The organism is Streptomyces capillispiralis (genome assembly GCF_007829875.1).
Classification (GTDB): Bacteria; Actinomycetota; Actinomycetes; order Streptomycetales; family Streptomycetaceae; genus Streptomyces; species Streptomyces capillispiralis.
Window position 1 is genome coordinate 4,668,206 of sequence record NZ_VIWV01000001.1, and the last position, 20,421, is coordinate 4,688,626.

The window sequence follows — 20,421 nt, forward strand, 5'->3', positions numbered from 1 at the left end:
GGGGAAACCGTCCATTTCTTGCAGGGGGAGGCGGCACGCGATCCGGCCGCGACGGAAGGACCTCATGGCCACCCAATCGCCTGTCGACGAGCCGTCGCCCCTCGATGAGCCCGCGCCCGTCGGCGAGCCGTCGCCCCTCGATCAGAACGCGCCCGGCGACGTGCCGTCGGCCCTCGACGAACCGGTGTCCGCCGACGGGCCGGTGTCCACCGACGAACCGGTGTCCGCCGACGGGCCGTCGGCCGTCGAGGGACCGGCCGTGCTCGACGTGCCCGGTACCGGCGCGACGCCCCCGAAGCGGGTCTCCGGTCTGAGCCGGCGACGGAAGGTGTTCGTCTCCATCGCCGTCATCGCGGCGTCCGTCTCCGCCGGCGGACTGGCCGCCGCCTCGTTCGTGAAGTCCCCCGCGCAGCAGGCGGCGGAGCAGAAGCCCCCGCCCGCCGGCCCGTTGACCACACCGGTCGCCAAGCGGGTGCTCGCCAACAGCCTCATCACCCGGGGCACCGTGGTGGCGTCGTCGACGCTGTCGGCCACTCCCACCGGCGCCTCCGGCAAGGACGGCGGAGGCGGCGGCGCGATCATCACCGCGGTCCACACCGAGGTCGGGCGGAAGGTGGAACCCGGCCAGGTACTCGTCGACGTGTCCGGCCGCCCGCTGATCGCCCTGCCGGGAGCACTCCCCTCCTACACCGACCTCAGACCCGGGGACACGAACGACGCCGTCGCCCAGCTCCAGGACGCCCTGCGGCAACTCGGCCACACCACCGGCCCGGACAGGCGCGGCCACTTCGGCGAGGGCACCAAGAACGCCGTGAAACGCTTCTACACCGACCTGGGGTACAGCGTCCCCGACACCGGTGGCACCGGCGGCGCGGCCGACAAGGCCGAACTGCTCGCCGCCGACAACAAGGTGGCCGCCGCACAGCGCCAGGTGGACGCCATGCGACGGCAGATCGCCGCCCGGGACGGCGCCGGGGACGAGAGCGGAAGCGGACGCGGGACCGGGGGCGGCGACGGTGACGGCGCGGACGTCAAGGCGCAGGCGGACACGGGTCAGGCGTCCTCACCCGGTACGGCACAGGAGCAGCCGGAGCAGCAGGGGCAGCAGGGCGCGGGGCCGGACCCCGGTGAGCCGCTCGACGTACAGCTGAGCCATCTGGAGACGGCCCTCGCACAGGCGCGGCAGGCCCGGGCCGACCTCGTCGCGCGGACCGGTCCGATGGTCCCCATGTCGGAGGTGGTGTTCATCCCCTCGTTCCCGGCGCGGGTCACCGCGGTCAACGGCGCCCGGGGATCGGCGGTCTCCTCCCCGCTCATCACCTTCTCCGCCGGGGAACTCCAGGTGTCCGCCCAGCTCGACCCCGCCCAGGGGCAGCTCCTGCGCGCCGGCATGAAGGTGAAGATCAACGCGGACGCGCTCGGCCTGGAGGCCGGGGCCACGGTGAAGAGCGTCGGCAGCGTCACCACGGTGCCGCCGAACGGCACCCCGGGCGCGGACGGGGGCGACGGCGCCGGTGCGGCCGCCGCGGACGGGGCGGCCCCCGCGTCCGGCAGTACGGGAGGCGGCGGGGGCGGCGGACCGGCGGGCGGCGTGGCGCCGTACGTCCCCGTGGTGATCGTCCCCGACAAGCCGCTCGGCGCACGGTGGAACGGGCAGGCCGTGCGGCTGACCATCACCTCCGCGCAGACCGAGGGGGAGGTGCTGGTGGTGCCGTCGGCGGCCGTCACCTCGCGCGCCGACGGAAGGACGACGGTGACGGTGCTGAGAGGCACCACCCGCACCCAGGTCGTGGTCACCCCGGGCCTCTCGGGCGACGGCTACGTCCAGGTGACACCGGTCGAGGGCGGTCTGCGCCCCGGGGACGACGTCGTGGTGGGCACGCGATGAGATTCCCGCGCCGACGCGCCCACCTGACCGGGCCCGACGCCGACACGCCGGTCATCCGGCTCTCCGGGGTCGCCATGACCTACCCCGGGCCGCCGCCCGTGCCGGCGCTGCGGCCGACCGACCTGACCATCGGGCGCGGCGAGTACGTCACCGTGGTCGGCCCGTCCGGATCGGGCAAGTCCACCTTCCTCAACGTCGTCGGACTGCTCGACCGCCCCACGGCAGGGACGTATCTGCTCGACGGCATCGACGTCGCCGGGCTGCGGGAGGCCGACCGGACGGCGCTGCGGGGCCGGCGGATCGGGTTCGTGTTCCAGTCGTTCAACCTGCTTCCGCACCGCAGCGCGCTGGAGAACGTCAACCTCGCCCAGCTCTACAACGACACGCCGCGCTCCCTGCGGACCGCCGCCGCCGAGGAGGCCCTCGCCCAGGTCGGTCTCGCGCACCGGATCGACGCCCTGCCCACCCGGCTGTCGGGCGGCGAACGCCAGCGCGTGGCGATGGCCCGCGCGCTGGTGACCCGGCCGTCGCTGCTGCTGTGCGACGAGCCCACCGGGAACCTCGACACCGCCACCGCCGAGAGCGTCCTGACGCTGCTGGACGACCTGCACCGGCAGGGCCTGACGATCCTGCTCATCACCCACGACCCCAACGTCGCGGTACGCGGCACCCGCACCGTGGCCATCCGCGACGGCCACCTCACGGAACTGGCCGCGACCCATGCCTGAACCCCGGCGCCTGCGCTCCACGTTCCCCGTGCGGGACATGCTGTCCGAGGCCCTGTCGGGCATGCTGCAACGTCCGGGCCGGACGGTCCTCACCCTGCTCGGTACGGTGCTGGGGGTGGGCGCGTTCGTCGCCATCCTCGGTTTCACCGCGACCACCAGCGGCCAGATCAGCTCCCGCTTCAACGCGCTGTCCGCCACCGAGGTCGACATCAACGACGTCGGCACCGGGCTTCCCGGTGACACGTCGATGTCGTTCGACGAGGACTCCAACGCGCGGGTGCGGGCGCTCCCGGGGGTGGTGCACTCGGGCGTGTGGTGGGCCCTCCCGCTGCGCGACCCCGTGGTGACGGCCTCCGCGAACCGCGACGCCACCGACGCCGGAGACCCCGGCGGCCTCAACCTGTTCGCCGCGGACCCCTCCGCGCTGGCCGCCACCCATCCCACCCTCGGCAGCGGCACCCTCTACAACGCCTTCCACGAGTCCCGCTCGGAGAAGGTCGCCGTGCTCGGCAAGGCCGCCGCCCGCCGGCTGGGCATCAGCCGGCTGGACACCCAGCCGGCGGTCTTCATCGACGACACCGCCTACACGGTGGTCGGCGTCATCGACGACATGCGACGCGAACCCGCCATGCTGATGGGCGTCATCATCCCGACGTCCACCGCCCTCGACGCCTACGGTCCCCCCACGGTGAACCGCGCCACCATGATCGTCGAGACCCGGCTGGGCGCCGCGCAGCAGGTGGCGCGGCAGGCACCGGTCGTCATCCGGCCCAACAACCCGGACCTGCTCCAGGCGGTCGCCCCGGTGGACCCCAAGACGCTGGAGAACGGCGTCACCGGGGATCTGAACTCCCTCTTCCTGCTGCTCGCGGCGATCAGTCTGGTCATCGGCGCCATCGGCATCGCCAACACCACCCTGGTCGCCGTCCTGGAACGCACGGCGGAGATCGGCCTGCGCCGCTCGCTGGGGGCGCGCCCCCGGCACATCGCCTCGCAGTTCCTCACGGAGTCGACCGTGCTGGGCACGCTGGGCGGGCTGATCGGCACGGCGATCGGCGTGGCCCTGGTGGTGTGCGTGGCCATCGCCCGCGACTGGACGGCGATCCTCCAGCCCTGGGGGGTGCTGCCCGCCCCGCTCATCGGTTCCCTGGTCGGGCTGGTGGCCGGGCTGTACCCGGCCCTGCGGGCGGCCACCATCGAACCCGTCGAGGCACTGCGGCGCTGATGCCCGTGGAGCCGCGGGCGGCGGGCTCGGGTTACGTGCCGCACACCTTCTCGTCGGCGCGGGACTGTTCGACGTCGACCTTCTTCGGCGGAGTGATGGGGACGCCGGCCTTCTTGAAGTCCGGACCGAGGGTGAGCACCATCGGCTCCGTCCCGGCGGCGTCCGCCGTGCCGGGCTTCAGGGCCGCGGCGGGCAGGCCCATCAGGTCGGCGAGCCGGCGGGCCTGGTCGGCCTGGTCCGGGGCGTACTCCAGCTGCGTCCGGTCGACCTCGGCCGGGGCGTTGCCCCTGTTGGTGGACGCGGTCACGCCCTCGCCGGTCCTCAGCCAGACAAGGGTGTCCTGGGCGGCACCCTGCGGTCCGCCGCCGTTGAAGACGTCGACCCGCACGTCGGCCGCCTCGGCACGCGGGCCCTCCAGGAGCGCGGCCTGCCTGTCCTTGGCGTCCTTCTCCTTCTTCTTCACGTCGGTGAAGGAGACGTCGTTCTGCAGCATGGCGAAGACCTGCGGGGCCTTCACCGGGTCCAGTACGACGGTGACGGGCGTGGGCTCGGCCGGGTTGTCCCGCACCGGCACGGTCATCAGGGTGATGTTCTTCAGGTCGATCCTGGCCAGCTCCCTGGCGAGGGTGAGCAGCTTGCCGGGGCTGCCGATGCCCTTGTCCACGGTGAGGGACTTGGTGGCCGCGTCGGCGATGTCGAGCATCTTCGACGGGCTGTCCAGCGTGTCCTCCTTCAGCTGGCGGATCATGGACGCGACGAACTGCTGCTGCATCTCGATCCGGTCCAGGTCGCTCTCGTTCTTCAGCCCGTGCCGGTTGCGCAGGAACGACAGCGCGTCCTCGCCCTCGACCGTGCTCTCGCCCTGCGGAAGATCCAGCCCGGAGCCGCCGTCCAGGTCCTTGATGGGCTTCTCCAGGCACACCTCGACGCCGCCGACCGCGGTGGACAGCGTCTTGACCGCGTTGAAGTCGAACATCATGAAGTGGTCGACCTCGAGGTCCGTGATGTCCTCGACGGTACGCATCGTGCAGCCGGGGTCGCGGCCGTCCACCCCGTAGGACTCGTTGAACCGGGTGGTGCCCGCCGAGCCGGGGATGACCTTGGTCGAACCGTCGGACTGCTTGGTCTCGCAGTCCGGTATCCGGATCTTGAGGTCCCGGGGGATGCTCAGCACGGTCGCGTGGGTGCGGTCCTCGGAGACGTGGAAGAGGAGGGTGGTGTCGGCGTGGCCGGTGACGTTGTCCCGGTTGCCGTAGTCCTCGTTGCCCTCGCCGGTGCGGACGTCGTTGCCGATGATCAGGATGTTGACCGGCCCGTCCGCCAGGACGGCGTCACTGCCCACGTCACCGATGTCGACGGTGCTGATGTTGCCGTAGAGGCGGTCGTACCAGTAGTACGCGAACGCCGAGCCGCCGACGAGCACCAGGGAGAGGGCGCCGCCCGTCCAGATCAGCGCCTTCCTCCTGCCGCCCTTCCTCCGCCCCGTGCGCGTGCGGCGGCCCTCGCCGGGCGGGGCGTCCGGGGCGGGTGCGGAGGGGCGGCCGCGCTGGCCGGGGACGCGGCCGGGGGAGGCGGGAGCGGTGCGCGGGGCGGTGCGGGGGCCGGGTGCCTCCGGCGGCCGCGGGGTGCCGCTCTCCGTGCGCAGCTCGTACGCGCCGGTCGCCGGGTTGCGTACCCACTGGTCGGCAGGGTCGGTCCCGTCCGCCTGCCCACGACTTCGCGCATCCACGCTCGTCCCCGTCCTCCGTCGAGTGCCGCACGGGCCGCCCGATGCCTCAAGGCGCTTGACTGTTCGAGTGGTTACGCTATCCGGCCCGTTCCCCACGTGGTGACGCCGTGGCGAAATCGTCGAGGTCCGGAACGGGCCCCGAACCGGGAGAAGCGGGTGATGTCCGCCCATCGCGCCACCCGGCCCGGGTGTCCCGCGCGCATGCGCCCGGTACGGCGGAAGTCCGCGACCGCCTGTATAACGGCATGCAGGAATCGCGGTGAGTGAATAGGTCGAGATAGGTCGAGGGGGAGTCACATCATGAGCGGCACCGAGAGCCCTGCCGCGCGCCTCCAGGCGCTCTTCGAGGGGCACCGGCTGACGCCGACCCAGCGGCGCATCGCGCACAGCATGGTCCGGCGCGCCGCCGACGTGCCGTTCCTGTCCAGCGTGGAGCTGGCCGAGCTGGCGGGGGTCAGCCAGCCGTCCGTGACCCGGTTCGCCGTCGCCCTCGGCTTCGACGGCTACCCCGCCCTGCGCCGGCATCTGCGCGAGGTCGCGCCCGCCGGGCCCGCGCCGGAGACCGGGACCGCCAACGAGTACCAGCAGGCCGTCGAGGCCGAGATCGCCAACCTGCGGCACCTCGCGGAGGTGCTGGCCGACCCGCGGCCGGTGCGGCGGGCGGGGCGGCTGCTCGCGGAGAGCCGGCCGCTGCCGGTGCTGGGGCTGCGGGCCGCGGCGGCCCAGGCGCACGGCTTCGCCTACTTCGCCGCCAAGGTCCATCCGGACGTACGGCTGCTCAACGAGGGCGGCACGATGCTCCACGACCGCATCGACGCCGCCGCCCGGGCCGGGGCGAGCGCCCTGCTGTGCTTCGCGCTGCCCCGGCATCCCCGCGAGGTCGTCGACACGCTCACCCACGCCAAGGAGACCGGGCTGACCGTCGTCACCGTCGCCGACTCCCCGTTCGCGCCGGTCGCCAAGGTGTCCGACCTGCTGCTGCCCGCGGCGGTCGGCACCGGGCTCGCCTTCGACACGGCGTGCGCGCCGATGCTGCTGGGCCGGGTGCTGCTGGAGGCGATGTGCGACGACCTGCCCGACGCGCAGGCGCGGCTGGAGGAGTTCGACGCGAAGGCGGCGGCGCGCGGGCTGTTCGTGGAGTGACCGTTCCGGGTCGCCCCGCGTTCGCCGCGTTCGTTCCCGGACTCCTCTCACCTCGCGTCGCCACGGTCCGTGCTGCGACCGATCGTTGACCCGGGCCTCCCTCCATCCCCCGTCGCGGTGGCCGAAGCCCGCACAGGTTTTGTGTCATTCGTTCCATAACCCGCTAGGGTGCTGCCATGGGGCGACCACGGCAGTTCGACGAGGGTCGAGCGGTTGAGGCGGCGTGTCACGTCTTCTGGGCCAAGGGCTACGAAGCCACCTCCACCGAGGACCTGTGCAAGGCCACGGGGCTCGGGCGCAGCAGCATCTACAACACGTTCAAGTCGAAGAAGGACCTGTTCCTGCTGGCCCTGTCGTACTACGTCGACACCATGACCACCCGCCAGGTCTCCCTGCTCGCCGAGGAGGGGCGCCCCGCCGCGGAGCGCATCCGTCGCCTCTTCTCGGTGATCATCGAGAGCGAGATGGAGAACCGGCGCGAGGGCTGCGGCTCCGGCTGCTTCACCGTCAACACGACGACCGCGCTGGCCGCCTCCGACCCGCAGGTCGCCGAGGTGCTGAACAGGGATCTGGAGCGGCGCCTGGTCTCCCTGCGCGCGGTGATCGCGGAGGGTGGACGGGACGGTTCGGTCACCTCTCCGCAGCCGGTGGAGGGTCTCGCCTGGTATCTGACCGCGCTCATCGCCGGCGTGCGGGTCGCCGCCCAGTCGGGCGCGGACCGCTCCGCGCTGGACCAGATCGCCGCTTCGGGCATGGACGCCCTCAACTGCTGACCGTCTGAGGGTCGTTCGAGCGACCGGCCGGTCCCCCCTGCCCTCGTTTTGTGCTGACCAGTACATAATTCTGGAGGTCAACCATGCCAAAAGCCGTCTACCTCATGGCCCTCGGCATCTTCGCGATGGTCACCAGTGAGTTCCTCGTCGGCGGCCTCATGCCGCAGATCTCCGAGGATCTCGGTGTCACCATCCCCCAGGTCGGCTACCTGATCACCGCGTTCGCCGTCGCCATGGCGGTGGGCGGGCCCTTCGCCACCGCGGTCGTCCTCAAACTCCGGCCGAAGGCCGCACTGATGACCCTGTACGCCGTCTTCCTGCTCGGCAACGCCCTCGCCGCGGTCGCCACCGACTACTGGGTGATGCTGGCCGGCCGGGTCATCACCGGCACGGCGTCCTCGGCGTTCTTCGGGGTCTCCCTCGCCGTCGTCGCCCAGATCACCAAGCCCGAGCTGCGGGGGCGTGCCACCGGCCTCGCCATGCAGGGCCTGATGGTCGGGACGCTGCTCGGTCTGCCCGTCTCCACCCTGGTCGGCGAACAGTGGGGCTGGAGGGCCGGGTTCGTCGTCGTCGGCATCGTCACGGTGATCGCCGCCGTCGCCACCCTGATCGTCGTACCCTCCCTGGAGCACGCGCAGGACTCCGGCGGTTTCCGGCAGGAAGTGTCGGCCTTCCGCAACGGGAAGCTCTGGCTCATCATCTGCACGTCCACCCTCATCATCGGCGCCACCTTCTCCGCCTTCTCCTACTACACGCCGATCCTCACCGAGGTGACGGGCTACTCCCGCGACATCGTGCCGCTGCTCCTGCTCGCCTACGGTGCGGCCACCGTCATCGGCAACGCCGTCGTGGCACGCCTCGCCGACACGCACACCATCCGCGTGCTGACGACCGGACTGGCGCTCAACGTGCTCTTCCTCAGTGCCTTCGCCCTGTTCGCCGACCTGAAGGTCCCCGCCCTCCTCGCCATGATGGGCATCGGCTTCGTCGGCGTCACCATGAACCCCGCCATGATCAGCAGGGTGCAGCGCGCCGCCAACGCCCGCGCGCTCGTCAACACCGTGCACACGTCCTTCATCACGCTGGGCGTCGTCATCGGCTCCTGGCTGGGCGGACTCGGGATCAACGCCTACGGCCTGCGCGCCCCCCTCTGGCTCGGTGCGATCCTCGCCGTCCTGGCCCTGGTCGCCCTGATCCCCGACATGGGGCAGATGCGTCGTCGGCCTGCCGCCGGCCCCGCTGTGGCGGCGGCAGGGGAATCCCCGGCGCGCGAGGCGGCGGGAGCCGGACAGCGCGGCTGACGAAGCGACGTCCCGATCGGCCGCGGACCCTGGCGGGCCCAGGTGGGCGCCGGTGCCGCGGCCGGACCGCAGCCGCTCGTACGGGTCCCGGGAAGTCGGCTGCCGGTGTCCGGCCCTCCGGGCTGTCGCGCCGCGGGGAGGTCTCGCCATGCGGCCGTGAGGGCATCGTTCCGACGAGGCTTCATGTTTTCAGGCTTGTGAGCTGTCGGGGACAGCCTGCGTGAGGTGCTCGACGACCTCGCCTCGAACGGGGAACCGGGCCGGGACCCGGCCCCTCACGGCATGAGCCCCGTCGTCAGGGCGTCGCCGTGTTCGCCGCCCGACTCGGTCACGATCTCCTCGATCGTCTGGGCGCGGCGGACGACCGCGAAGGCGACCCCTCCCGTCCCGTCCGGCGCGAAACCGTGAATGGCGGGCCGGGGCAGCGAGTTGTACGCGTAGTGGTGGGCGAAGTAGTACGCGCCCGTGTCCAGCGCCGCCGCGTAGTCGCCCTGCTCCAGCAGCGGCAGCTCCTGCGCCTGCGCCAGCAGGTCACCGGCGAAGCAGGCCGGTCCCGCCACGTCCTGCACGATCGCCGGGCCCTCCTTGGGCCGCCCCTTCGCGTCGTACGCGGCGATCCTGAGCGGCCACGACCCCGGCGCGTACACCGTCCGCGTCGCCACCTGCACGCCCGCGTGCGTCACCGCGACCGGACGCCCGCCCGCGCTCTTGGCGTACTCCACGCGCGCGACCACCGTGCCGTGCTTGGCCAGCAGCGACCGCCCGAACTCGGTGACCAGCCCGTACCGCCCGTCGAACAGCCCCGGCACCGTCTCGCCCAGCAGCCGCGCGTACTGCCCGTACGTGGGACTGGTCGCCTCGGAGGCGAAGTTCACCGGCAGCCCGCCGCCGATGTCGATGGTGTCGACCTGATGCCGCCCCGCGCGCCGGTTGATCTCCTCCGCCAGCGCGTACGTCTCCGCCACCCCGCGCGCCATCAACGTCAGCGCGATGCCCTGGGAGCCGGTGTGCGCGTGCAGCCGGGTCAGCCACGGCCGGTCCAGGTACGCCCGCACCACCCACTCCCGCGCCCCCTCGTCGCGCAGCGCCACCCCGAACTTCGACGTCGCCGTGGCCGTGGACAGAGCCTCGATGGAACCGCCGCCGACCTGCGGGTTCACCCGGATGCCGATCGGGGAGCGGACCCCGGAGCCGGCCGTCAGCGCGTCGATGCGCGCCAGCTCCTGCGGATTGTCCGCGTTCACGGCGATGCCCAGCTCCAGCGCCTCCCGCAGCTCGGCGGGCGTCTTGGCGGGCGAGTCGAGGACCGTCCGCGCCGGCTCCACCCCCGCCGCCCGCGCGAGCGCCAGCTCACCCGGGCTGGCGACCTCCGCGCCGATGCCCTCCTCGCGCAGCAACCGCAGCACCGGCACCAGCGGGCTCGCCTTCACCGCGAAGGCGTGCAGCACGGGCGTGCCGGGCGCCGCCACCGCGTCGAACGCCGCCCGCAGCTCGGCCGCCGACTCCCGGATACCGGTGACGTCGAGCAGGGCCACGAGGGGGACGTCGGCGTCGAGCAGCCCCTGCTCCACGGCGGCCCGCACCGCCTCGTCCCGCCGGGCGGCCCGCCCGGCGGCCCCCGGGTCCCTCTCGCCCCGCTCGTTCCTCTCGTCCGTCCGGTCGCCGTATGCCACCGCTTCCCCCGTCCCGTCGGTGTTCTCCGTGTCCGAGTGCATGTGTCCAGCGAAACATCCGTGCCCGGCGGGCGACACACCCGACCTCTTGACTAGTTCTATTCAGAGCACGACCATGTGAATATCTGAGGTAACCGTGGGGCCGTCCGGCCCGCGGAGCAGCCGGGAGCGAGCACCAGGAGGCAGACCATGTCCGGACCCCGCACCGTCCGAGCGCCGCGCGGCACCACACCGAGCGCCCTGGGATGGCAGCAGGAGGCCGCCCTGCGGATGCTGCAGAACAACCTCGACCCGGAGGTCGCCGAGCACCCCGACAAGCTCGTCGTCTACGGCGGCACCGGCAAGGCGGCCCGCGACTGGCGCTCCTTCGACGCGATGGTCCGCACGCTGGAGACCCTCAAGCAGGACGAGACGATGCTCGTCCAGTCCGGCCGCCCCGTCGGCGTCATGCAGACCCACGAATGGGCGCCGCGCGTCCTCATCGCCAACTCCAACCTCGTCGGCGACTGGGCCACCTGGGAGGAGTTCCGCCGCCTGGAGGCCCTCGGCCTGACCATGTACGGGCAGATGACGGCCGGCTCCTGGATCTACATCGGCACCCAGGGCATCCTCCAGGGCACCTACGAGACCTTCGCCGCCGTCTCCGCCAAGAAATTCGGCGGCACCCTCGCCGGGACCATCACCCTCACCGCCGGCCTCGGCGGCATGGGCGGCGCCCAGCCCCTCGCCGTGACGATGAACGACGGTGTGGCGATCTGCGTCGACTGCGACCCGCGCGCCATCGACCGCCGCATCGAGCACCGCTACCTCGACGTGAGGGCCGACTCCCTCGACCACGCCCTGCGGCTCGCCACCGAGGCCCGCGACGCCCGCCGCCCGCTGTCCATCGGCGTCCTCGGCAACGCCGCCGACGTCGTCCCGCAGCTCCTCGCCCTGGGCGCCCCGATCGACATCGTCACCGACCAGACCTCCGCCCACGACCCCCTGGCGTACCTCCCCACCGGCATCGCCTTCGAGGACATGGCCGACGCCGCCGCCAAGGACCCGGCCGGCTTCACCACCCGCGCCCGCGCGTCCATGGCCCGGCACGTCGAGGCCATGGTCGGCTTCCAGGACGCCGGCGCCGAGGTCTTCGACTACGGCAACTCCCTCCGCGGCGAGGCCCGCCTCGCCGGATACGACCGCGCGTTCGCCTTCCCCGGCTTCGTCCCCGCCTACATCCGCCCCCTGTTCTGCGAGGGCAAGGGCCCCTTCCGCTGGGCCGCCCTCTCCGGCGACCCCGCCGACATCGCCAGGACCGACAAGGCGATCCTCGACCTCTTCCCGGAGAACGAGTCCCTGGCCCGCTGGATCAGGATGGCGGGGGAGCGGGTCCACTTCCAGGGCCTGCCCGCCCGCATCTGCTGGCTCGGCTACGGCGAACGCGACAAGGCCGGCGAGCGGTTCAACGACATGGTCGCGAGCGGCGAGCTGGCCGCGCCGCTCGTCATCGGCCGCGACCACCTCGACTGCGGCTCCGTCGCCTCCCCGTACCGCGAGACCGAGGCGATGCTCGACGGCTCCGACGCCATCGCCGACTGGCCGCTGCTCAACGCCATGGTGAACGTGGCCTCCGGTGCCTCCTGGGTGTCGATCCACCACGGCGGCGGCGTCGGCATGGGCCGCTCGATCCACGCCGGGCAGGTCACGGTCGCCGACGGCACGAAGCTCGCCGGCGAGAAGATCCGCCGGGTCCTCACCAACGACCCCGGCATGGGCGTCATCCGGCACGTGGACGCCGGGTACGACATCGCCGAGTCCGTCGCCGACGAGCGCGGCGTGCGGGTGCCGATGCGCGAGGGCGACGAGGGCGGGGCCGCGTGACCTTCCACAGCATGTGGGCCGAGCTGCTGCCGCTCGGCCGCAGCTCCGCCTCCGGCGGCTACCGCCGCTTCGCCTGGACCGGAGCCGACGCCGACTGCCGGGCCTGGTTCGAGCAGCAGGCCCGCGGCCGCGGACTGGCCTACGAGACCGACCGCAACGGCAACCAGTGGGCCTGGCTCGGCGACCCGGCACACGGCGACGCCGTCGTCACCGGCTCGCACCTGGACTCCGTGCCCGACGGCGGCGCCTTCGACGGGCCCCTCGGCGTCGTCTCCGCCTTCGCCGCCCTCGACGAACTCCGCCACCGGGGCGTCCGGTTCACCAGACCGGTCGGCATCGTCAACTTCGGCGACGAGGAGGGCGCCCGCTTCGGACTGGCCTGCGCCGGCTCCCGGCTCACCGCCGGACTGCTCACCGTCGAACAGGCCCACCGCCTCACCGACGCCCAGGGCATCACCCTCCCGCAGGCCATGGAGGCCGCCGGCCACGACCCCGACGCCCTCGGCCCCGACCCGGAGCGGCTGGACCGCATCGGCGCCTTCGTCGAACTCCACGTCGAACAGGGCCGCGCCCTGGACCTGTCCGGCGACCCCGTCGGCATCGCCGGTGCCATCTGGCCGCACGGCCGCTGGCGCTTCGACTTCCGGGGCGAGGCCAACCACGCCGGCACCACCCGCCTCGCCGACCGCCGCGACCCGATGCTCCCGTACGCCGAGACCGTCCTCGCCGCCCGCCGCGAGGCCGAACTCGCCGGAGCCGTCGCCACCTTCGGCAAGATCGCCGTCGAGCCGAACGGCGTCAACGCCATCCCCTCCCTGGTGCGCGGCTGGCTCGACTCCCGCGCCGCCGACCAGGAGAGCCTGGACGCCGTGGTCGCGGGGGTGCGCAAGGCCGCCCGGGAGTACGCCGACGCCCACGGCGTGGACGTGGACGTCGAGCGCGAGTCCTTCACCCCCGTCGTCGCCTTCGACCAGGCCCTGCGCGACGAACTCGCCCGCATCCTGGGCGGCGGCACCGACCTCACGGTGCCCGTCCTCGGCACCGGCGCCGGACACGACGCCGGAATCCTCTCCGGACGCGTCCCCACCGCCATGCTGTTCGTACGCAACCCCACCGGCGTCTCGCACTCCCCGGCCGAGTTCGCGGCCGAGGACGACTGCGTGGCCGGGGTGACCGCGCTCGCCGACGCACTGGAAGGACTGGCCTGCACGTGACTGCCACCCAGCGGACGTACTGGCTGGAGCACGCCTGGCTCGGCACCGGCGTCGAGCCGGGCGTGACCCTCGACGTGGCGGACGGCCGCATCACCGCCGTCCGCCCCCGCACCCCCGCACCGCCGCCCGGCGCCGAGATCCTGCGCGGACTGACCCTCCCCGGACTGGCGAACGCCCACAGCCACGCCTTCCACCGCGCCCTGCGCTCCGCCGTCCAGGTGGGCTCCGGCACCTTCTGGACCTGGCGCGACACCATGTACGCCACGGCCGGCCGGCTCACCCCGGACACCTACCACGCCCTCGCCCGCGCCGTGTACGCCGAGATGGCGCTGGCCGGCATCACCACCGTCGGCGAGTTCCACTACGTCCACCACGCCCCCGGCGGCACCCCCTACGCCGACCCCAACGCCATGGGCGAGGCGCTCCTCGCGGCCGCCGCCGAAGCCGGCATCCGCATCACCCTCCTCGACACCGCCTACCTCTCCTCCGGCTTCGGCCGGCCGCCCACCACCCACCAGCTCCGCTTCTCGGACGGCGACGCGGAGACCTGGGCCGCACGCTGTGCACTTCTCAAGGAACGGGACCACGCACGGATCGGCGCGGCGATCCACTCCGTCCGGGCCGTACCGGCGGAGCAGCTGGCGACCGTGGCGCGATGGGCTGAGGAGCGGCGGGCCCCGCTCCATGTGCACCTGTCCGAGCAGACCGCCGAGAACGACGCCTGCCAGGAGGCGCACGGCTGCACACCGACCCAGCTGCTCGCCCTGCACGGCGTCCTCGGACCGCGCACCACCGGCGTCCACAACACCCACCTCACCGCCGAGGACATCGCCCTCATCGGCGGCAGCGGCACCGGCACCTGCATGTGCCCGACCACCGAACGGGACCTCGCGGACGGCATCGGACCCGCCGCGGCCCTGCAGAACGAGGGCTCCCCGCTCTCCCTCGGCTCCGACAGCCACGCCGTGATCGACCTGCTCGAAGAGGCGCGCGCGATGGAGCTGAACGAGCGCCTGCGCACCCGCACCCGGGGCCACTGGACGGCCGCCGCCCTGCTGCGCGCCGCCACCGCCGACGGACACGCCGCCCTCGGCTGGGACGACGCGGGCACCATCGAGGCCGGCGCGCTCGCCGACCTCACCACCATCGCGCTCGACTCGGTCAGAACAGCGGGGCCGCCGCCCCGGCTCGGCGCGGAGACAGCCGTATTCGCGGCGACGGCAGCGGACGTACGGCACACGGTCGTGGGCGGCCGGCACGTCGTGCGCGACGGGGCGCACACGCTGGTGCCCGACGCACCCGGAGCCCTCGCGCGGGCCGTCCGAGCCCTGCACGCCTGACGACCACCCACGAGGACGCCATGAGCAGCACCGTCATCACCAACATCGCCACGCTGGTCACCAACGACCCCTCCCTCGGCGGCACTTCCCCCCTCGGCCCGGTCCGGGACGCGGCCGTCGTCATCGACGGCGACCGCATCGCGTGGACCGGTGAATCAAGCAAAGCACCCGCCACTGACAACCGGGTCGACGCGGGCGGCCGGGCGGTCCTGCCGGGCTTCGTCGACTCCCACTCCCACCTGGTCTTCGCGGGCGACCGCACCGAGGAGTTCAACGCCCGGATGTCGGGCCGCCCCTACAGCGCCGGCGGCATCCGCACGACCGTCGCCGCCACCCGGGCCGCCGGCGACGCGGAACTGGAGGCGAACCTCACCCGCTTCCTCACCGAGGCGCTCCGCCAGGGCACCACGACCTTCGAGACCAAGTCGGGCTACGGCCTGACCGTCGAGGACGAGGCCCGCGCCCTGCGCGTCGCCGCCGCCCACACCGAGGAGGTCACCTACCTCGGCGCCCACATCGTCGCCCCCGAGTACGCCGACGACCCGGCCGCCTACGTGGCCCTGGTCACCGGCGAGATGCTCGACGCCTGCGCGCCGTACGCCCGCTGGATCGACGTGTTCTGCGAGAAGGGCGCCTTCGACGGCGACCAGGCGCGCGCGATCCTCACCGCGGGGAAGGCGAGGGGCCTGCACCCGCGCGTCCACGCCAACCAGCTCTCCCACGGCCCCGGCGTTCAGCTCGCCGTGGAGCTCGACGCGGCCAGCGCCGACCACTGCACCCACCTCACCGACGCGGACGTCGACGCCCTGGCGCAGGGCTCGACCGTCGCCACGCTGCTGCCCGGCGCCGAGTTCTCCACCCGCGCCGCGTGGCCCGACGCCCGGCGGCTGCTGGACGCGGGCGTCACCGTCGCGCTGTCCACGGACTGCAACCCGGGGTCGTCCTTCACGTCCTCGGTGCCGTTCTGCGTCGCGCTCGCCGTGCGGGACATGGGCATGACGCCGGACGAGGCGGTCTGGTCGGCCACGGCGGGCGGCGCGGCGGCCCTGCGCCGCACCGACATCGGCCGGCTGGTCCCGGGCGCCCGGGCCGACCTGGTCCTGCTGGACGCCCCGAGCCACGTCCACCTCGCCTACCGTCCCGGCGTTCCGCTGGTCGCGGGCGTCTGGCGCGGGGGCGTCCGCGTGGTCTGACGCCCGTACGACAGCAGCGGCGACCCCGCCGGGCGCGGAAGCACGGACGCGCCCCGCGCCCGGCGGGCGCCCGGTGCCCGGGGCGGGCATCCGGCGCCGACAGGGCGCGGGGCGCGGTCACGCGGCCGCTCGACGGTCCGGTCCGTCACTCCTCGACGGTCAGTCCCCTGCGCAGCTTCACCAGCGTCCGCGACAGCAGGCGGGAGACGTGCATCTGGGAGATGCCCAGTTCCTCGCCGATCTCCGACTGGGTCATGCCCGCGACGAAGCGCAGGGACAGGATCTTGCGGTCCCTCGGCGGCAGTTCGGCGATCAGCGGCTTGAGCGACTCGATGTACTCGATGCCCTCGAGCCCGTGGTCCTCGTAGCCGATCCGGTCCGCCAGCGCGCCCTCGGCGTCGTCCTCCTCCGGCTGGGCGTCCAGCGAGGAGGCGGTGTAGGCGTTCGACGCCGCCATGCCCTCGACGACCTCGTCGTTGCTGATGCCCAGGCGCTCGGCGAGTTCGGCCACGGTCGGCGCCCGGTCCAGCTGCTGGGCCAGCTCGTCGCCGGCCTTGGCCAGGTCGAGCCGGAGCTCCTGCAGCCGGCGCGGAACGCGCACGGACCACGAGGTGTCACGGAAGAAGCGCTTGATCTCGCCGATGATGGTCGGCATCGCGAAGGTGGGGAACTCCACCCCCCGCGACAGTTCGAAGCGGTCGATCGCCTTGATCAGGCCGATGGTGCCGACCTGGATGATGTCCTCCATCGGCTCGCTGCGCGAGCGGAACCTGGAGGCGGCGAACTTGACCAGGGCGAGGTTGAGTTCGACGAGCGTGTTGCGTACGTACGAGTACTCGTGGGTGCCTTCCTCCAGCGACTCCAGCCGCTCGAAGAGGGTTTTGGACAGCGCCCGTGCGTCGACCGGGCCCACCTCGTCGTACGGGGGGATCTCCGGAAGACCGGCGAGTAGGTCGTCCGGGACGACACCCAGGTCGTCCTGCTCGATGGGATCCAGATGTTCCGGAGGGGGTGTCGACGTCGCTTTCGGGGTAGGCGATGCGTCGAGCCGGGGTGACATGATGTCCTCCATCGTTCTCGGCATATGGCTGCCGAAGCCAAAACGTGCACTGCGGTGTGCGGCGCCTCCAAAGCCGGCCGTGTCGGGTACGTGTTCTTACTAGCCCTACCCGCTTTCCCGAGCCCACCGCAAGTGCGTTCTGTTGGGATATGTCCGTTTGTGCGTGATTGTTCGGGTGTCGGAGCGTGGCCGGAGGGCGTAATGTTCGAGGGCGTCAGCAAGCAGCCACGACGTCGGGAGAGAGAGACGGCATGGACCGCGGGACGGTCGGCAGCGCACAGTCGGGCCGGCTTCTGGTCGAGGTGCGAGAAGAGGGCCCCAGTGCCGTCGTGACTCCGGCGGGTGAGTTGGATCACCACACCGCCGATCTGTTGCGTGAGCCACTGGAGGACTGCCTCGCCAAGGGATTCAAGCGGCTCGTCATCGACTGCTCCCGGCTGGAGTTCTGTGACTCCACCGGGCTCAACGTGCTGCTCGGTGCCCGGCTGAAGGCCGAGGCGGCCGGAGGCGGGGTCCACCTCGCGGGCATGCAGCCCGTGGTCGCGCGGGTCTTCGAGATCACGGGAGCGGACGCGGTGTTCACCGTCCACGACTCTCTCGAGGCGGCGCTGGCCGACGATTCGGCGTGACCCGCGCGGGCAGCCCCGGCGGGGCGCTCCCGTCGCCCCCGCCGCCGCGGGGGCCCTCGCGTCACGCCATCGCGCGCGAAGACGGGGGTGTCCGCCCGGTCCCCTCGGGCAGGAGAGTCCCTGAGCGTGGCGGACGTGGCCGTCGCCGGCCGACTGCCGAGAACCGTACGTGCGTTGCGCGCGTGACTGATCGAGTACGGAATTTTTTCAATCGTGAACTGGTGACACGGTGAGGTGAAGCGCTGATGAGCACCACCCGGCCCTACTCGCCGGGCGACCGCGGTCCGGAGGCCGACGGCGCTTCCGGGGTGCCCGGGGGCGGCGCGTCGGCGGGGAGTGCGCCCGACGGCGGCGTGGCCGCGCCGTCGGGGACGTCGGGGGCCTCGGGCGGCGGCCACGTCCGCCGACTGAGCTTCGACGGCCAGAGCGGCGTCGTACCGCTCGCCCGCGACTTCACCCGCCAGGCGCTGTACGCGTGGGGCTGGCTGCCCGCCGCCACCGCCGACCAGCGGGCCGCCGCCGAGGACGTCCTGCTCGTCGTCTCGGAGTTGGTCACCAACGCCTGCCTGCACGCCGAGGGGCCCGACCACCTCGCCATCACCTGCGACAACAAGGTGATCCGGCTGGAGGTCACCGACCGGGGCACGGGCCAGCCGGCCCCCCGGACCCCGCACCGCGCGGGCCGGCCCGGGGGCCACGGCATGTTCATCGTGCAGCGGCTCTGCCTGGACTGGGGCGTCGTGCGGACCCCGGACGTCGCGGGCAAGACGGTCTGGGCGGAACTCGGGGCCCCCGCCTGATCCGCGCCCCGCGCGTCCCCCTCCGCGCCAGGCGCGCCCTCCGAGCACGTCCGGCCCACCGCCGGCCGGCCCACCCGCACCACGCCCGAAGGGCCCCGCATCCCGTGATGCGGGGCCCTTCGGCGCTGGACGGGGGACGGCTCAGCGGACGTCGCCCATGAGCGCCTTGACCTTGTTGCGGTACATCCACACCGCGACACCGGCGACCACGGCGAGGGTGGCCTCCATCGCGACGATGCCGGTCTTGTTCAGGTCGACGCCGGCGATGGAGAGCAGCCCGGTCGTGGCGTCACCCGCGGTGACGGCCAGGAACCAGACGCCCATCATCTGCGAGGCGTACTTCGCGGGCGCCATCTTCGTGGTGACCGACAGGCCGACGGGGGAGAGCAGCAGCTCACCGACGGTCTGCGTGAAGTAGATCGCCACCAGCCACAGCGCCGCCGCCTTGTGACCGCCCTCGGCGATGGACAGCGGGGCCAGGAACAGGAAGAAGGACACGCCGACCAGCAGCAGACCGGAGGCGAACTTCACGATCGTGCTGGGCTCCTTGCCGCGCCGGTTCAGCGCCAGCCAGATCCAGGCGAAGACCGGGGCCAGCGCCATGATCAGGACCGGGTTGACCGACTGGTACCAGGAGACCGGGAAGTCCCAGCCGAGGACGCTGTTCTCGGCCGACGAGTCGGCGAAGATCGACAGGGTCGAGCCGCCCTGGTCGTAGATCATCCAGAAGATCGCGGCGGCGACGAAGAACCAGATGTACGCGGACATCTTCGACTGCTCGGCGCGGTCCAGGTCCTTGTCGCGCTTGATGCGGGCGATCACCATCACGGGGACGATCACACCGAGCAGCGTCAGCGGGACCAGGATCCAGTTCAGGGTGTAGTTGCCGGTGAAGCCGACCACGGCGTACGCGACGACGGCGACGCCCGCCCACAGGGCGGCCTTGCGCAGGGTCGAGGACTTCTCCTCGGCCGACAGCGGCTTGGGGACGACGCTGGAGCGCGCGTCCAGGTGACGGCTGCCCAGCAGGAACTGCGCCACGCCGAGACCCATGCCGAGCGCGGCCAGCGCGAAGCCCAGGTGCCAGTTGACGCTCTCGCCGATGGTGCCGATGATCAGCGGCGCGGCGAAGGCACCCAGGTTGATGCCCATGTAGAAGACGGTGAAGCCGCCGTCCCGGCGCGGGTCGTCCGGGCCCTGGTAGAGCTGGCCCACCATCGTGGAGATGTTGGCCTTCAGCAGACCGGAGCCGATCGCGACGAGGCCGAGCCCCGCGTAGAAGGTGCCCGAGGACGGCAGGGCCAGCGTCAGGTGGCCCAGCATGATGATGCCGCCGGCGACGGCGACGGTCTTGCGGGGGCCCCACACGCGGTCGCCGAACCAGCCGCCCGGCATCGTGAGCAGGTACACCAGCGAGAGGTACACCGAGTAGATCGCGGTCGCGGTGCCCGCGCCCAGACCCAGGCCGCCCGGCGCGACGAGGTACAGCGGGAGCAGAGCCCTCATGCCGTAGTAGGAGAACCGCTCCCACATCTCGGTCATGAAGAGAGTGGCCAGTCCGCGGGGGTGGCCGAAGAAGGTCTTCTCGGACCCGGGGGTGCCCGGAGTGACCGAGTCCTTCGTCAGGCTGGACGCCATGGTCGTTCCTTGCTGGTCGGGACGCGTCGCGCGAGCGGGTACGCGCCCGGTGGGGGGCGGCCGGCACCGGCGGGTCGTACCGTCCGCCCCACGCCCGGGGGAGGCCGCCCCGGATCGCGGGGCGGTGGACGGCGACCACCGGGATCCACGCCCGCGCCGCGCGTCCACGCGCGGCCGGGCCCGGCCACAGGTCATTCCTTCCGGGGCCGGCGGAAAACCGGCCC

General features: G+C 72.7%; 16 protein-coding genes. 12 read left to right on the plus strand and 4 right to left on the minus strand.

The genetic code is table 11. From position 1 onward, the window contains the following. The first annotated feature begins 64 nt into the window (after positions 1-64). From FHX78_RS20320 to FHX78_RS20330, 3 genes are read left to right on the plus strand one after another with little or no spacing between them, the layout of a single operon-like run. Positions 65-1,888 carry a peptidoglycan-binding domain-containing protein gene (locus FHX78_RS20320; protein WP_145868851.1) on the plus strand — a complete coding sequence of 608 codons (1,824 nt, stop codon included), beginning with the start codon at positions 65-67 and terminating at the stop codon, positions 1,886-1,888. Next, positions 1,885-2,616: an ABC transporter ATP-binding protein gene (locus tag FHX78_RS20325; RefSeq protein WP_145868852.1), complete on the plus strand. Its 732-nt coding sequence runs from the start codon at positions 1,885-1,887 to the stop codon at positions 2,614-2,616. The genes FHX78_RS20320 and FHX78_RS20325 overlap by 4 nt, the downstream gene beginning before the upstream one ends. After that, positions 2,609-3,841 carry an ABC transporter permease gene (locus FHX78_RS20330; protein ID WP_145868853.1) on the plus strand — a complete coding sequence of 411 codons (1,233 nt, stop codon included), beginning with the start codon at positions 2,609-2,611 and terminating at the stop codon, positions 3,839-3,841. The genes FHX78_RS20325 and FHX78_RS20330 overlap by 8 nt, the downstream gene beginning before the upstream one ends. 31 nt (positions 3,842-3,872) lie before the next feature. Here FHX78_RS20330 and FHX78_RS20335 read toward each other — a convergent pair whose 3' ends face one another. After that, on the minus strand, positions 3,873-5,570 hold the full coding sequence (locus tag FHX78_RS20335; RefSeq protein ID WP_145868854.1) for an LCP family protein: 1,698 nt from the start codon (positions 5,568-5,570) through the stop codon (positions 3,873-3,875). A 300-nt stretch (positions 5,571-5,870) separates the two neighbouring features. Between FHX78_RS20335 and FHX78_RS20340 the strand changes: the two genes are divergently transcribed. From FHX78_RS20340 to FHX78_RS20350, 3 genes are all read left to right on the plus strand, one after another. Continuing rightward, entirely contained in the window at positions 5,871-6,713 is an 843-nt protein-coding gene (locus FHX78_RS20340) for a MurR/RpiR family transcriptional regulator (protein WP_145868855.1), read from the plus strand. Positions 6,714-6,889: 176 nt separating this feature from the next. Then, complete coding sequence (locus FHX78_RS20345) at positions 6,890-7,486, plus strand: TetR/AcrR family transcriptional regulator (RefSeq protein WP_145868856.1); 597 nt, start codon at positions 6,890-6,892, stop codon at positions 7,484-7,486. A gap of 83 nt (positions 7,487-7,569) precedes the next feature. Continuing rightward, positions 7,570-8,787: an MFS transporter gene (locus tag FHX78_RS20350; protein WP_145868857.1), complete on the plus strand. Its 1,218-nt coding sequence runs from the start codon at positions 7,570-7,572 to the stop codon at positions 8,785-8,787. Positions 8,788-9,062: 275 nt separating this feature from the next. Here the strand turns inward: FHX78_RS20350 and FHX78_RS20355 are convergent, their stop codons facing one another. After that, positions 9,063-10,502, minus strand: coding sequence for a type III PLP-dependent enzyme domain-containing protein (locus tag FHX78_RS20355; RefSeq protein ID WP_145868858.1), 1,440 nt, complete (start codon positions 10,500-10,502; stop codon positions 9,063-9,065). 147 nt (positions 10,503-10,649) lie between these two features. Between FHX78_RS20355 and hutU the strand changes: the two genes are divergently transcribed. From hutU to hutI, 4 genes are read left to right on the plus strand one after another with little or no spacing between them, the layout of a single operon-like run. Next, a complete protein-coding gene (hutU, locus tag FHX78_RS20360) occupies positions 10,650-12,323 on the plus strand; it encodes a urocanate hydratase (protein WP_145868859.1) in 1,674 nt (557 codons plus the stop codon). After that, on the plus strand, positions 12,320-13,537 hold the full coding sequence (locus FHX78_RS20365; protein ID WP_145868860.1) for an allantoate amidohydrolase: 1,218 nt from the start codon (positions 12,320-12,322) through the stop codon (positions 13,535-13,537). The genes hutU and FHX78_RS20365 overlap by 4 nt, the downstream gene beginning before the upstream one ends. Further along, positions 13,534-14,877 (plus strand): formimidoylglutamate deiminase, encoded by a 1,344-nt coding sequence (locus tag FHX78_RS20370; protein WP_145868861.1) that lies wholly within the window; start codon positions 13,534-13,536, stop codon positions 14,875-14,877. The genes FHX78_RS20365 and FHX78_RS20370 overlap by 4 nt, the downstream gene beginning before the upstream one ends. A 20-nt stretch (positions 14,878-14,897) precedes the next feature. After that, positions 14,898-16,070 (plus strand): imidazolonepropionase, encoded by a 1,173-nt coding sequence (gene hutI / locus FHX78_RS20375; RefSeq protein ID WP_145868862.1) that lies wholly within the window; start codon positions 14,898-14,900, stop codon positions 16,068-16,070. A gap of 145 nt (positions 16,071-16,215) precedes the next feature. Here the strand turns inward: hutI and FHX78_RS20380 are convergent, their stop codons facing one another. Beyond that, positions 16,216-17,130: an RNA polymerase sigma factor SigF gene (locus FHX78_RS20380; RefSeq protein WP_145868863.1), complete on the minus strand. Its 915-nt coding sequence runs from the start codon at positions 17,128-17,130 to the stop codon at positions 16,216-16,218. A 251-nt stretch (positions 17,131-17,381) separates the two neighbouring features. On the opposite strand from FHX78_RS20380, the gene FHX78_RS20385 reads away from it, so the two are divergent. Together FHX78_RS20385 and FHX78_RS20390 are read left to right on the plus strand one after the other, a co-directional pair. After that, a complete protein-coding gene (locus FHX78_RS20385) occupies positions 17,382-17,759 on the plus strand; it encodes an STAS domain-containing protein (protein ID WP_145868864.1) in 378 nt (125 codons plus the stop codon). A 245-nt stretch (positions 17,760-18,004) separates the two neighbouring features. Continuing rightward, positions 18,005-18,559: an ATP-binding protein gene (locus FHX78_RS20390; RefSeq protein WP_145868865.1), complete on the plus strand. Its 555-nt coding sequence runs from the start codon at positions 18,005-18,007 to the stop codon at positions 18,557-18,559. A 141-nt stretch (positions 18,560-18,700) separates the two neighbouring features. Here the strand turns inward: FHX78_RS20390 and FHX78_RS20395 are convergent, their stop codons facing one another. Beyond that, on the minus strand, positions 18,701-20,197 hold the full coding sequence (locus FHX78_RS20395; protein ID WP_145868866.1) for an oligopeptide:H+ symporter: 1,497 nt from the start codon (positions 20,195-20,197) through the stop codon (positions 18,701-18,703). Positions 20,198-20,421: the final 224 nt, after the last annotated feature.

Excerpts from the sequence above, each read along its gene's own strand:
- hutU (WP_145868859.1), top strand. The coding sequence starts at position 10,650 with ATGTCCGGACCCCGCACCGTCCGAGCGCCGCGCGGCACCACACCGAGC.
- FHX78_RS20385 (WP_145868864.1), top strand. The coding sequence starts at position 17,382 with ATGGACCGCGGGACGGTCGGCAGCGCACAGTCGGGCCGGCTTCTGGTC.
- FHX78_RS20345 (WP_145868856.1), top strand. The coding sequence starts at position 6,890 with ATGGGGCGACCACGGCAGTTCGACGAGGGTCGAGCGGTTGAGGCGGCG.
- FHX78_RS20325 (WP_145868852.1), top strand. The coding sequence starts at position 1,885 with ATGAGATTCCCGCGCCGACGCGCCCACCTGACCGGGCCCGACGCCGAC.
- FHX78_RS20320 (WP_145868851.1), top strand. The coding sequence starts at position 65 with ATGGCCACCCAATCGCCTGTCGACGAGCCGTCGCCCCTCGATGAGCCC.
- FHX78_RS20355 (WP_145868858.1), bottom strand. The coding sequence starts at position 10,502 with ATGCACTCGGACACGGAGAACACCGACGGGACGGGGGAAGCGGTGGCA.
- FHX78_RS20330 (WP_145868853.1), top strand. The coding sequence starts at position 2,609 with ATGCCTGAACCCCGGCGCCTGCGCTCCACGTTCCCCGTGCGGGACATG.
- hutI (WP_145868862.1), top strand. The coding sequence starts at position 14,898 with ATGAGCAGCACCGTCATCACCAACATCGCCACGCTGGTCACCAACGAC.
- FHX78_RS20350 (WP_145868857.1), top strand. The coding sequence starts at position 7,570 with ATGCCAAAAGCCGTCTACCTCATGGCCCTCGGCATCTTCGCGATGGTC.
- FHX78_RS20395 (WP_145868866.1), bottom strand. The coding sequence starts at position 20,197 with ATGGCGTCCAGCCTGACGAAGGACTCGGTCACTCCGGGCACCCCCGGG.
- FHX78_RS20390 (WP_145868865.1), top strand. The coding sequence starts at position 18,005 with ATGAGCACCACCCGGCCCTACTCGCCGGGCGACCGCGGTCCGGAGGCC.
- FHX78_RS20380 (WP_145868863.1), bottom strand. The coding sequence starts at position 17,130 with ATGTCACCCCGGCTCGACGCATCGCCTACCCCGAAAGCGACGTCGACA.
- FHX78_RS20340 (WP_145868855.1), top strand. The coding sequence starts at position 5,871 with ATGAGCGGCACCGAGAGCCCTGCCGCGCGCCTCCAGGCGCTCTTCGAG.